Source organism: Bradyrhizobium sp. AZCC 2230, assembly GCF_036924495.1.
Taxonomy (GTDB): Bacteria; Pseudomonadota; Alphaproteobacteria; order Rhizobiales; family Xanthobacteraceae; genus Bradyrhizobium; species Bradyrhizobium rifense.
Genome location: NZ_JAZHRS010000001.1, coordinates 2021785 through 2034306 on the forward strand (window position 1 = coordinate 2021785; position 12522 = coordinate 2034306).

Here is a 12522-nt window from a genome sequence, read left to right on the forward strand (position 1 = left end):
TAATTTGACATTTCGTCCTATTTTGTCAATTTCGACAAATGCAAGCCAGACAGCCGCCCCAGGACCGCATTCTGGATGCCGCCATGCGCGTGTTCCGCCGCCATGGCTTTCGTCGCTCCTCGATAGAGCAGGCGGCCGAGGAGGCCGGGCTGACGCGGCAGGCGCTTTATCATCACTTCGCTTCCAAGGAAGCGCTGTTCCGCGCGGGCATCGAGCGACTCTACGAGCAGGCGCTCGCTGCCGAGGTCGCGGCGGCCAAAGCAGCGGAAGAAGCCGGCGCAAGCCTTTCCGATATTCTTGTCGCCGAAATCGGCGCGAGGCTCGGTGCGCTGTTCGCGGCGCTTGAGGCTTCACCGCATCTCGACGAGTTGTTCTCCGAACATCTTGCGCATGCGCGCGACCTTTATCAGGCCTACTCGGTGCGTTTTGGCGCCGAGGTTGCGGCAACGATCGCTCGCGTCTGCCGCGCACGAAAGTTTGAATTGGCCAGCGGCGTGACGGTCGAAGAGTTCGCGCGCTGCGTCGAGATGGCGATCCACGGCACCAAATCCGCTTACCCCTCCATGCAGCCGGTCGACGCGTTCCTGAAACAGCTCGAAACGATGCTGCGCATGCTGATCGCGGGCGCGATGGCGCCAGTCGCGAAGAAATCCCCACGTAAAACGGGAGTTCGAAAATGACAACCACGACGATCAATGGCCGCCCCGAAGCGCTACCCGACGACCCGGACGCGCTCATGATCGACGTCATCCGCGATGGCGGTCTCACCGGCACGAAACTCGTCTGCGGCTCCGGCGTCTGCGGCGCCTGCACCGTGCTGCTCGACGGTGCACCAGTCGTGAGCTGCCTGTTGCCGGCGCATGCGGCCGGCGGCAAATCGCTGACGACGATCGAAGGCATCGGCGCCAGCGGCCTGCATCCGGTGCAGAAGGCCTTCATGGCGCACGACGCCCTGCAATGCGGCTTCTGCACGCCGGGTTTTGTCGTGGAAGCCACCGCCTTCCATGACCGCTGGCGCGCGACCAGGGGCACGGCCACGCCCTCGCGCGAGGAGATCGCCGCCGCGCTGTCGGGACATCTCTGCCGCTGCGGCGCCTATGAAGGGATTTTTCGCGCAGTGGCGGAGGTCTGTGCGGGCCGCTTCGACGGCAACGACCCAGTCCCACCGCGCCTCGAAGCGCGCGACAAGGTGACGGGAGTGGCGCGCTACACCGTCGATATCAGCCATGACGGCCAGCTCGAAGGCGTCATCCTTCGCGCCCACCTCGCGCATGCGAAAATCACGGGCCTCGACCTTGCGCCCGCGCGCGCCATCGCTGGCGTCGTTGCGGCCGTCTCGCTGCTCGGCGAGGACAACATGGTCCGCTTTGTCGGCGCGCCGATTGCGGCCGTCGCCGCCAGGGATCGCCGCACCGCGCTCAAGGCGATCGCCGCGATCAGCTTCAGGCCCGAGGAATTACCCGCGGTGATCGGGCTCGATGCAGCGCGTCGTGACGACGCCCCCGTCGTGTTCGAAAAAAAGGACCGCAAGCGCGCCGGCAACGTGTCCGAGGGCGCCGGCGGTGCTCCGGTGTCGTGGAGGGGCAATGTGCGTGGACCCTCGGCACCGTTCTCGCAGAGGGCGAAACAGGCGAAAGGTTGGCTCGAGGAGGCGCGCGAGGCAGGTAACCCGCTTCTGGTGGAAGAAACCTTCCGCGTCTCCACGCAGCAGCACGCGTGCCTCGAGCCGCATGCCGCAGTGGCGAAGTTCGACGGCGATCAGCTCACCGTGCACGTCTCCACACAAGCCGTTCATGAGACAATGGAGAGGATCGCCAAGCGCTATCAGCTTTCCCACGACAAGGTGCGCGTGATCGCCGATCACGTCGGCGGCGGTTTCGGCTCCAAGGGCAGCCTTGGCATGGAGACCATTGCCGCAATCGAGCTTGCGCGTGCCGCGAAAGCGCCCGTGCGCGTGGTGTTCGACCGCGAGGAGGAGCTTTCCGTCGCCGGCTATCGACCGGCGGCCGAATTGAAGCTGTCCCTGTTGCCTTCCGCACAAGGCGGCCTGAAAGCGCTGTCGCTCACCGCCCATGCCGACACCGGCGCCGCGGTGAACTCGTTGATCGCGGGCCTCGCGCGGCTGATCTATCCGGCCGAGGCGAAAGAGCTCGTCGACTTCGATGTACTCAGCAATCTGCCGCCCGGCGCGCCGTTCCGCGGCCCGGGAGGCCCGCCGATGGCCTTTGCGCTGGAGCAGGCGGTCGACGAAGCGGCTTTGCGGATGAAGGTCGATCCGATTCACTTGCGCAAGCTTTGGGATCGCGATCCCAACCGGCAGCGGCTTTACGACTGGGCCGCCGGCCTCGAGGTCTGGCGCAACCGCAAGCCGGCCTCCTCGCAAAGCGGCCGCTACCGGCGCGGTGTCGGTGTCGCCACCGGCTACTGGCTCTATCTCTGGCAGACCGGTTCGTCGGTGGAGCTCGCAATCAAGGGCGGACGCATCGTCGCAAGCTGTGCGGTGCAGGATATTGGCACCGGAACGCGCAGCGTGATCGCGAATACCGTGGCGAAGGCTTTCGACCTGGAGCCGCAGGACATCGACGTCCGCATAGGCCGATCCAATCTGCCGCCGGGACCAGGCTCCGGCGGCAGCCGCGTCACTGCCTCGGTCGTGCCGCCGACATTGCTCGCGATCGAGAAGCTGAAGGCGGAGATCCAGCGGACCGCGGCACAGAGGCCAATTCCCGGTTCGAACGCTCCGTGGCGCGAATTGATCGCGGCCGCGCCCGACCTTGCGGTGTCCGCGAAGCGCCCGGAGGATCACAAGCCCCCGCCGGGCGTCAGGCCGGCGCTGAGGGAGGCCGGTTTCATGGGCATGGTGTTCGGCTGGGTGCTTCGGCTCATGAACCACATGGTGGTGGGCGCCGGCGTGCCGAGTTCGGTGCAAGTGATGGAGGTCGAGGTCGACACCTGGCTCGGCCATGTGCGGGTGCTCAACGCTTATACCGGGCTGGCGGTCGGCAAGCTCGCCGCACCGGCGCTGGCGCGTAGCCAAGCCGCAGGCGCGGTCATTCAAGGCATCGGCTACGCGCTCTATGAAGCGCGCGAGACCGATCCCGGCAGCGGCCATATCCTGAGCGGAAGCATGGAGGATTACCGCATCCCCGGCATCGCCGACATGCCACGGCTTGAGGTGCATTTCGACGAGGCAGGTTTCGAGCATGTGCCCGGCGGCAGCGTCGGCATCGGCGAAGTCGCGACCGTGCCGACCTCGCCGGCGATCGCGAATGCGATCCGTGATGCCATCGGCGTGAGACTGACCGAGATTCCGTTCCGGCCCGATCGCCTGGTCGCCGCGCTAAAAGGGAGTAATGCCGCATGAGTGCTGCCGTCATGACCGCCGAAGCCGCGCCGGAATTCCGCGCCGCTGGCACCGATCTCAGCGAGCGCCGCCGCAGCGGCGTGTCGAGGGGACCGCTGATCGATCTCGCTGCAGCGGGCGACAACGCCATTTCCTGGGACGCGAAAGGCGCCGCCAGCATCGGCGCACTCGCCACCATTGCGACCATCGCGGCCAACACGCGCATGATGGAAGCCTATCCCGGCATTGCGGCAAGCGCACAAGGCCTTGCCACCCCGCAGGTGCGCCATCTTGCAACGCTTGGCGGCAACCTCGCGCAGCGGTCGCGCTGCTGGTATTTTCGCAAAGCCGACATTGATTGCCTCAAGAAGGGCGGCAGTGCCTGCCCTGCCCGATCGGGCAATCATCTCTATGGCGTCGCCTTCGATCTCGGCCCCTGCGTCGCGCCGCATCCCTCCACCATGGCAGCGGCATTGCTCGCCTATGACGCCAGCGTCGTCACGGATTCCCGCGGCGGACTGACGATCGCCGATTTGCTCGGCGATGGTTCGCAAGCGCGCTCCGATCACACGCTCGCGGCGGGCGAGATGATCAAGAGCGTCGCGCTTCCTGCTCCTCTTGCCGGCGAGCGCGCGTCCTACAAACGCGCGATCAGCCGCACCTACGCCGAATGGCCGCTGGTGGAAGTCTGCGCTCGAATCGTGATCGCCGACGGCAAGTTCCAGTTCGTACGTCTTGCCGCCGGCGGCATAGCGCCGATGCCGCTTCGTCTCATTGCTTGCGAAACGGCGCTGCAGGGCAAGGCCACAAACGCCGCAACGATCGCTGAAGCCGCGGGGCAAGCCACCTCCGGCGCCAAGCCGCTGCCGATGACGGCTTACAAGCTGGACTTGCTCGAGGGACTCTTGCGCGATCTCCTGGAGCGCCTCATGGCCTAGCGCGATAGATCATCGCTCAGCCATGTGCTGCGAGAGTCGGTCCGGCGCACCGATCTTAGGGATATATTGTTTTTCGGGAATGCTCGGCGGCGCCCACCGTCAGCGGTGCGGCGCAGAAAATCGATCAATCCCGAACATTGTGGGAATAGGTCTTGGCGAATCGTTTTCGCATCAATGACTTATGCCGCTTGGTGCGCTCGGAGGGACTCGAACCCCCACGATTTTACTCACTGCCACCTCAAGGCAGCGCGTCTACCAATTCCGCCACGAGCGCTTTGGGGATGCCGGCTTGGGGCTTGAGGCCTGCCGGATCAACGGCGCCGATCTAACAAATCCATCAGTGGGGTACAAGCCTGCCGAAGCCCTGAATTCCACAAGCTTGGGAAGAAAATGTTCCGCCCCTGCCCCACCGGCCCTAGCGGGTACCCAGGCCGCTGCGCATGCCGGGCCGCTACCGCGTGCCCCAGCCGCTACCGCGTGCCTTGCGTCCGCGGCAGCATCTGCTTGACCTCGACCGCGATCCGGTTGCGGTCGACCAGCACGACACCGGAGGCCACCGGCAGATTGTTGGCGAGAACCTTGACCTCGTCGGCCTCGGTTGCGTCCAGCTCGATGATGGCGCCGCGGGAAAGACGTAATACTTGATGGATGGGCATGGTGGTCGTCCCGAGGACGACCATGAGATCCACGGTGACTTTGTCGAGAGTAGGCACTGTCAGCACCACCGCAACTGGAGACTACGCCAAAAGGACTTGGCATTTGCACCTGCAATCATCACCACGTTATGGTTAGCCAATGGTTAATTCGCCTCAAGACCCCCGCCAAAACCCCCGCCAAGAGCTCGATTTGACGTCGTTTTCCGCCGCCAGCGGCGAGCCCGTCGAGTGGCGAATCTCGGACGCTCCGGTGCCCTATCCGGAGGCCGTGGCCGCCATGGAGGCCCGCGTCACCGCCATCGCGGCGGGCGAGGCCTCGGAGCTGGTCTGGCTGCTCGAACACCCCCCGCTCTACACCTCTGGGACCTCGGGCAAAGAGACCGACCTGCTCGATCCCCGATTCCCGACCTTTGCCTCTGGGCGCGGCGGCCAGCTCACCTATCACGGCCCGGGCCAGCGGGTGGCCTACATCATGCTCGACCTCAAGCGCCGCCGGCCGGACGTGCGGGCCTATGTCGCAAGCCTGGAGGAACTGATCCTGAAGACGCTAGCCGCCTTCAACGTCCGCGGCGAGCGGCGCGAGGACCGGGTCGGCGTCTGGGTGAAGCGGCCCGACAGGGGACCTGAGCACGAGGACAAGATCGCGGCGATCGGCGTGCGGCTGAAGCGCTGGGTCTCGTTCCACGGTATCGCCATCAATGTCGAGCCGGAGCTCTCGCATTTCGCCGGCATCGTCCCCTGCGGCGTTGCCGATCCCCGCTACGGCGTGACCTCGCTGGTCGATCTCGGCCAGTTGGCGACCCTGGCCGATGTCGACGTCGCGCTTCGGCAGGCGTTTGAAGAGCTGTTCGGGCCGACACGCGCGCTACTGCCGGAAGCCGCCGCCTGACGCGTTCCTGTTGGAGACATGCCGCGCGCGTTCTCCATCAGCATGGAATCAGTTACGCTTGCATCCGGTGCCGCCCACGCCTCCCCCCTCCGCCGGGAAAGCAGACCTCATGCCGGGTGACTAAACCATCGGACCGACTGTTCGAGCACTGGGCATAAGGAGGGATTGCGTTTCAGCTCGCAATGGGAGGTTTGACGATGAAATTGTCTGCGCCAATCTATCATCTGAAGCGAAAAGCGAAGCGCCTGTCCCGCGACGAAGGCATTCCGCTCCACGCCGCGCTTGACCGCATCGCCACGACGGAAGGGTTCTCCGCCTGGAGCATGCTGGCGGTGAAAGCTGCCGGAGCGACACCGGCCAACAGACTGTTCCCGCAATTCCAGCCGGGTGACCTCGTGCTGGTCGGCGCGCGCCCCGGTCAGGGCAAGACTTTGATGAGCCTCGAGCTTGCCGTGGAGGCCATGAAGTCCGGCAATCGTGCTGCATTCTTCTCACTCGAATACACCGAAAAGGACGTGCTGGATCGCTTGCGTGCGATCGGCGTGGAGCCGGCGGAGTTCGACAAATTGTTCGAGGTCGATTGCTCCGACGCGATCAGCGCCGACTACATCGTCAAGCAAATGGCCGCGGCCCCCCGCGGCACAGTCGTGGTGATCGATTATCTGCAACTGCTCGACCAGCGGCGGGAAAACCCTGACCTGACCGTTCAGGTGCGCGCGCTAAAATCCTTCGCGCGCGACAAGGGGCTGATCGTCGTCTTCATCTCGCAGATCGATCGGTCCTATGACCCCTCCGTCAAGCCCTGCCCCGATCTCGGCGATGTCAGGTTGCCGAACCCGCTGGATCTGAAGTTGTTCGACAAAATGTGCTTCCTCAACAACTCAGAGGTTCAGTTCCGCGCGGCGAGCTGACTACCAAAAGCCGCGGATGAGATGGCTCACCCGCGGCTCACAGCATCACGCCGCCTTCAGCGAAACCTCGAGCTTGCCGGCAATGTAGCGGCGCTCCTGGGTCAGGCCGCCGAAGCCGTAGGCGTCGCCCTTGACCTCGTCGACATGCAGATAGGTCTCGGGATGCAGCGGGCCCAAAATCCCGGCCATGCGCTTGAACATCGCGGCAAGATAGGCCGCTTTCTCGTCCTTGGTGTTGGTGCCTTCGGTGACGTGAATGTCGATCCAGTAGCTGGCAAGCTTCTGCTCGGCGAGCGACTTGCCGCCGGCGAACCAGTCGCCCGCATCGACCGGCTTCACGATGATGGCGGTAACCTTGGGATCCTTGCGCAGTATCTCAGCTGTGAGCTCGGACACGGCAGTGGCGATGTCGGACTTCAGCGACGGCGACTGGCGGGACGAGGTGTAGGACACCGTGATCAGGGGCATTGTCGTTCTCCTCAAAATGTCGCGCTGTTTGCGCGGCGTTGGTGAGAAGCTAGACCTTGCCCGGTCATTTTGGTATCTTATCTCTATTGATACCAGTGATAAACATTCAAAATGACAGCAATCCTCGACATCGCCACCGTCCAGGCCTTCCTGCTGGTCGCCGAGCTCCAGAGCTTTACACGCGCCGCGGAGGCACTCGGCACGACGCAGGCGGCGGTCAGTCTCAAGCTGCAGCGGCTGGAGACATTGCTGGCAAAGCGTCTCGTCGAGCGTTCGCCGCGCGCGGTCCGGCTCACCGCCGACGGCGCCAGCTTCCTCGATCGCGCCCGCGCGCTGATCGCGGCACATGACCGCGCGCTGTCGGGCGAGGCACCGGCCGCGCAATCGCTTTCGCTCGGTATCTCCGATCACGCCGCTGGACCCGAGCTGGTGCCGCTGCTCGGACGGCTGCATGCGATGTCAGCGAACCTGACGCTCGCCGTCACGATTGGCTTCTCGCGCGAGATGCAGGATGCCTATGACGCGGGCGAGCTCGATGCTGTGATCGTCCGCCAGGAAGGCAGCCGCCGCGGCGGGGAGAAACTGACCGAGGACGAATTCGGCTGGTTCGCGTCACGACGTTTTACGCTGGCGAAGGGCGAAGCACTGCCGCTCGCGACGCTCGCCCCGCCCTGCGGCGTCCGGGCGATTGCCGTACGCGCCCTCGACAAGGCCGGCCTCGCCTGGCGCGAGCGTTTTGTCGGCGGCGGTGTTACGGCGGTGGTCGCGGCCGCGCTTGCCGGGCTCGCCATCGCGCCGCTGGCACGACGGATCGCGCCTCCCGGACTGATCGACATTGGACCCGCGCACAAGCTGCCGAAACTCGGCAGCTCGAAAGTGATGCTGCATTCGAAGGTCAGCGATCAGGCAAAACTCGCCGCGCTGCGCGCGGTCGCGGCGACGTTTCGGAGTGTAGCCGCCACCTGAGCCTCACAAAATCGCCTCGAACGCGCTGCGCAGCGTTTCGTGCCGGAACACAAAACCGCGGCTCAGTGCCTTGTTCGGCAGCACGCGCTGGCCGCCGAGCAGGAGCTCGTCGGCAAAGCCTCCGCCAATCCGGCGTAGAAGACCGCCGGGAATGCGGAACACGGCGGGCCGGTGCAGGCGGCGACCGAGCTCCTCGGTGAATTTTGCGTTGGTGACTGGGATCGGCGCGGTCGCGTTGACGGGCCCGGTGAAATCGGGCGTCGCCATCACATAGGCGATCAGCCGGATCAAATCGTCGCGCTCGATCCAGGACATCCACTGCCGCCCGGTGCCGATGGGACCGCCGAGCCCGAACTCGAACGGCGTCAGCATGCGCGTGATGAAGCCGCCCTCCGTGCCCAACACGAGGCCGATGCGCAAATTGACCACGCGGACGCCGAGTTCCTCCGCCGGCCGTGCCGCCTGCTCCCAGGCCGCGCAGAGCTCGTGGCTGAAGCAGGCGTGAGATTTCGTCGACTCCGTCAGCACCTGGTCGGCCCACAGGCCATACCAGCCGATCGCGGATCCGCTGACGAGCACCTCGGGCTTGCGCGCGAGCCGCGCGATCAGCTTGACGACCTCGCCGGTCATGTCGATGCGGGAGCCGATGATCTTCGCGCGCTTCGCCTCGGTCCACAGGCCGTTGCCGATCGGCTCGCCGGCGAGATTGACGATGGCGTCGATCGGCGTGTCCGCGGCAAGCTGATCGAGGCTCGTGACCAGCGTAACCGGCGGCGGCAGCATCTCGGCCTTGGCGGGGTTGCGGATCAGCGCGATGACGTTCTGCCCTGCCCCACTGAGGCTCGCCGCAAGGCGGCTGCCGATGAAACCGGTGGCGCCTGTTATCAGCACGGTCTTGCGGCCCGGCAGCTTCTCGACGAGACCCTCCGCGGGCACGCAGCGCATGCGGCCAAGCCGGCGCATCGCCGCAAAATCCCTGATGCCGCAGAGCGACGCGCCGAGCGCGCAGGCGGTCGCGGCGATGCTGAGCAGACCCTGATAAACCACCGTCACGCCGAAGGGCTGCATCGCCCAATCGATCAGGACGGGCAGAAGCAGCACCAGGATGGCGCCGTAATTGATCGCGAGCAGCGTGTGATTGATCCGCTCGCTCGGCGGCAGTTTTCGGCTCAGATCCTCCTCGACGAAATCCATCAATGTGATGACGATCTCCGCAACCAGCACAGCGACGATCGCCAGTGCCAGTAAGCCGTAGACCTCCAGCCAGCCGAGCAGCAGGAATAGCAGCGCATAGAGCATGTTGCGGATGCCGTGCAGCTTCAGTTCGAAACGCTGCGAGGGGCGCCAGGCCAGGCGCTCGGTGAACTCGTGATGATAGAAAGTGTCGAACACACCCATCACGATCTGGATGGCGATGAGCGTCCACAACAGCGGGGTCATGATACGGCCTCCCTGAACACGGCGGACTGGTGGATCAGCGCGCCGTAACGCGGATGAATGACATCGAGGGTGAAGCGGAACGCGCCCTCGCCGAGATCGGAATGTGTGACCGTGAGATCACCCGGCGTGAGCCATTGCGGCAGCGGGATCCACAGGCGCCCGAGCTGCAGGCCGTAGCCGGCGCTGCGGAAGGTCAGCGCCTCGCCTTCCACCGCAATGCGCAGCGCCATGGAGACGCCGAAGCCGACATATTCCTCGAGCCCGGTCGGGCCGGCGAAGCGCTTTGCCGAATGGATCACCTGCGGAAAGCCGCGCTTGCGCGCGCAGATGCGGGTCCAGGTCTGGCCGCCGGTCGCGCCGTCCTCGGTCACCGTCACGATCATAGGGACGCCGGTGTCGCGGCCGGTCGGCAGCGGGCCGCCGATCAGGCGGGCGGCCTGCGCGAACCACCAGCCGATGTCGCTGAAAGAGACCTCGTCGACCACGCCGACATAGACCACGCTGTCGCCGTCGGCGACGCGTTTCGAGAAGCGCCGCCAGGTCGCGAGCGGCAGGCGGCCCCAATCCTCGTCCGACAGCAGCGTACGGAAGCGGCGATCGTCGAGCAGCTTGATGTGGGCGGAGGTTGGTGCGTTGGAGCCTGACAATCGAGCCGACGTCATCACACCCTCCTCAGAACTATCTGGCCTTGCCCAGCGGCAGCAAATTGGCGATCTTCTCGCCAAGCCGCATCAAGGCGACCAGCCGCGGCCGCGGCACTTTCAGCATCTGCATGAACCAGTGGTCGGCGAGCTCGGTGAAGGCGAGCATCTCCTTCAGCCGCTTGCTCGCGACCGGATTGATGGTCGGATCTTCAGCGGCATCGGACACGCAGGCCCGCAGTGCCGTGATCGCCGGATCGAGCTCCCGCTCCTTGCGCCGCGCCGCGATGCGGGCTGCGACCTCCCATATGTCGGTCTCGGCCTCGTAATGGTCGCGGCGGTCGCCGAGGATCGGCACCCGCCGGATCAGGTTCCAGGCGAGCAGCTCCTTCAGCGAATTGGAGACGTTGGACCGTGCCATGCCGAGCGTGTCGGCGATGTCCTCGGCCGTCATCGGCGCCTCGGCGAGATAGAGCAGTCCGTGGATCTGGCTGACCGAGCGGTTGACGCCCCACTGATCCCCCATGTCGCCCCAATGCAGGATGAAGCGCTCGACGGCGGCGGGGAGTTTCTTCTTTCCGGTTGTTTCTGTCATAACAGAAATATCTGATGCCTACGATTACATGTCAAGTGCCGCGATCGCCTTGCGTCCTGCATACCGTCCGTTCTATTTGCCTAAAAACGTCCCAGAGAACGGGAACCGAACGCCCGCGTGAGCGTTTGTCTCCGTCGAGGCGGGGTCTAGGAATGGTAAAAAAGTCCAGTCAACAGAGAGACCTGTTCGAGAGCGAGCGGAGTTTCCGGCTGTTGGTGGAGGGAGTCGCGGACTACGCGCTCTACATGCTCGATCCCACCGGCATCATCACGAGTTGGAACATCGGCGGCGAGCGGATCAAGGGCTATTCGCCCGAGGAGATTCTCGGCCAGCATTTCTCCCGCTTCTATACCGAGACCGATCGCACCAACGGCAAGCCCGCGCGGGCCCTCGGCATTGCGCGGGACCAGGGCCGCTACGAGGAGGAAGGCTGGCGCGTCCGCAAGGACGGCACGTTCTTCTGGGCGAGCGTCATCATCGATCCGATCTACGAGGACGGCACTCTCGTCGGCTTCGCCAAGATCACCCGCGACATCACCGAGCGCCGCAATGCGCAGCTCAGGCTCGAGGCAATGCAGACGCAGCTTGCCGAGTCACAGAAATTCGACGCGCTCGGGCAGCTCACCGGTGGCATCGCGCACGATTTCAACAACATCCTGATGATCATCACCGGTAGCCTTCACATCCTGAAGAAAGGCGATGCCAACGATGAGAAATTTCAGCGCGCGATTTCTGCGATTGATACCGCCTCCAAACGTGGCGCAGCGCTGACCGCCCAGCTCCTGACCTTCGCGCGGCGGCAAAGCGTCAATCCGCAGGCGATCCACTTCGGCGAGCGGATCGAGGCGATCCGCGAAGTGCTTCACGCCGGCGTCGGCAGCACCGTTCGTCTCGCCTTCGACATCGAGCGCGAGGTCTGGCCGGTCAGGGCTGACGTCTCCGAGTTCGAGACGGGGCTGCTCAACCTCGTCATCAACGCGCGCGATGCCATGCCCGACGGCGGCACGGTGACCATCGGCGCGCACAACATCGTGGTGGACGATCCGCTCCACAGCGGCGAATTCGTCGCCATCACCGTCGCGGATACCGGGCTCGGCATCGCCTCCGACGTCGTCGACAAGATTTTCGAGCCGTTCTTCACGACGAAGCCGGTCGGAAAAGGCACCGGCCTCGGCCTGTCGCAGGTGCACGGCTTCGCGCACCAGGCGGGCGGCACGGTCAAGGTCGCAAGCGAGCTCGGCAAGGGCACGACCTTCACCATCCTGCTGCCGCGCGAAACCGCGACCACGCCGACCGAAGCCTTTGAGGTCGCGCCGGTGCGCGGCAGCGGTACGGTGCTGCTGGTCGAAGACAATCCCGATGTCGCCATCGTCAGCATCGGCCTGCTGGAGCAGCTCGGCTATCGCGTGCGCCAGGTTGCGGATGCCGAATCCGCGCTGCGTGAACTCGAAAACAACGGCGTCGACTTCGTCTTCTCCGACATCGTCATGCCCGGAAAGATGGACGGGCTCAGCCTCGCTCATCACCTGCGCGAGATCCACCCCGACCTGCCGATCCTGCTCGCCAGCGGCTACAGCGAAGCCGCCGCCGGCGTGCGCGGCGATTTCCCGATCCTGCGCAAGCCGTACGAGATTCACGAGCTCAGCGAAGCGATCTCGAAGCTGCCGAGATGACG

General features: G+C 65.0%; 12 protein-coding genes and 1 tRNA gene. 7 read left to right on the forward strand and 6 right to left on the reverse strand.

What is annotated here, in order from left to right; all coding sequences use genetic code 11:
• The first annotated feature begins 38 nt into the window (after nt 1-38).
• The 3 genes from V1280_RS09800 to V1280_RS09810 are packed head-to-tail and all read left to right on the forward strand — an operon-like array spanning nt 39 to nt 4281.
• Nucleotides 39-680, forward strand: a complete 642-nt coding sequence (locus tag V1280_RS09800; protein WP_334522349.1) for a TetR/AcrR family transcriptional regulator — start codon at nt 39-41, stop codon at nt 678-680.
• Nucleotides 677-3364, forward strand: coding sequence for a molybdopterin-dependent oxidoreductase (locus V1280_RS09805; RefSeq protein ID WP_334522351.1), 2688 nt, complete (start codon nt 677-679; stop codon nt 3362-3364). The genes V1280_RS09800 and V1280_RS09805 overlap by 4 nt, the downstream gene beginning before the upstream one ends.
• Nucleotides 3361-4281 (forward strand): FAD binding domain-containing protein, encoded by a 921-nt coding sequence (locus V1280_RS09810; RefSeq protein ID WP_334522353.1) that lies wholly within the window; start codon nt 3361-3363, stop codon nt 4279-4281. The genes V1280_RS09805 and V1280_RS09810 overlap by 4 nt, the downstream gene beginning before the upstream one ends.
• 189 nt (nt 4282-4470) lie before the next feature.
• On the opposite strand, the gene V1280_RS09815 is transcribed toward V1280_RS09810, so the two are convergent.
• Together V1280_RS09815 and V1280_RS09820 are read right to left on the reverse strand one after the other, a co-directional pair.
• Nucleotides 4471-4555: transfer RNA gene (locus V1280_RS09815), tRNA-Leu, on the reverse strand.
• Between the two features lie 196 nt (nt 4556-4751).
• Entirely contained in the window at nt 4752-4994 is a 243-nt protein-coding gene (locus tag V1280_RS09820; RefSeq protein WP_008141759.1) for a FliM/FliN family flagellar motor switch protein, read from the reverse strand.
• A gap of 82 nt (nt 4995-5076) precedes the next feature.
• On the opposite strand from V1280_RS09820, the gene lipB reads away from it, so the two are divergent.
• Complete coding sequence (lipB, locus tag V1280_RS09825; protein WP_334522357.1) at nt 5077-5826, forward strand: lipoyl(octanoyl) transferase LipB; 750 nt, start codon at nt 5077-5079, stop codon at nt 5824-5826.
• Nucleotides 5827-6023: 197 nt separating this feature from the next.
• On the forward strand, nt 6024-6737 hold the full coding sequence (locus V1280_RS09830; protein ID WP_334522359.1) for a DNA helicase: 714 nt from the start codon (nt 6024-6026) through the stop codon (nt 6735-6737).
• A gap of 45 nt (nt 6738-6782) precedes the next feature.
• Here the strand turns inward: V1280_RS09830 and V1280_RS09835 are convergent, their stop codons facing one another.
• On the reverse strand, nt 6783-7205 hold the full coding sequence (locus V1280_RS09835) for a tautomerase family protein (protein ID WP_334522361.1): 423 nt from the start codon (nt 7203-7205) through the stop codon (nt 6783-6785).
• A 111-nt stretch (nt 7206-7316) separates the two neighbouring features.
• On the opposite strand from V1280_RS09835, the gene V1280_RS09840 reads away from it, so the two are divergent.
• The gene (locus V1280_RS09840) at nt 7317-8171 is read left to right on the forward strand and encodes a LysR family transcriptional regulator (protein ID WP_334522363.1); all 855 of its coding nucleotides are present in this window, start codon (nt 7317-7319) and stop codon (nt 8169-8171) included.
• Nucleotides 8172-8174: 3 nt separating this feature from the next.
• On the opposite strand, the gene V1280_RS09845 is transcribed toward V1280_RS09840, so the two are convergent.
• The 3 genes from V1280_RS09845 to V1280_RS09855 are packed head-to-tail and all read right to left on the reverse strand — an operon-like array spanning nt 8175 to nt 10847.
• A complete protein-coding gene (locus V1280_RS09845) occupies nt 8175-9611 on the reverse strand; it encodes a TIGR01777 family oxidoreductase (RefSeq protein WP_334522364.1) in 1437 nt (478 codons plus the stop codon).
• On the reverse strand, nt 9608-10273 hold the full coding sequence (locus V1280_RS09850) for a DUF4166 domain-containing protein (protein ID WP_334522366.1): 666 nt from the start codon (nt 10271-10273) through the stop codon (nt 9608-9610). The genes V1280_RS09845 and V1280_RS09850 overlap by 4 nt, the downstream gene beginning before the upstream one ends.
• 16 nt (nt 10274-10289) lie before the next feature.
• Nucleotides 10290-10847 (reverse strand): GbsR/MarR family transcriptional regulator, encoded by a 558-nt coding sequence (locus tag V1280_RS09855; protein ID WP_334522368.1) that lies wholly within the window; start codon nt 10845-10847, stop codon nt 10290-10292.
• A gap of 152 nt (nt 10848-10999) precedes the next feature.
• Here V1280_RS09855 and V1280_RS09860 point away from each other — a divergent pair, with 152 nt between their 5' ends.
• The gene (locus V1280_RS09860; protein ID WP_334522370.1) at nt 11000-12520 is read left to right on the forward strand and encodes a PAS domain-containing sensor histidine kinase; all 1521 of its coding nucleotides are present in this window, start codon (nt 11000-11002) and stop codon (nt 12518-12520) included.
• Nucleotides 12521-12522 lie beyond the last annotated feature (2 nt).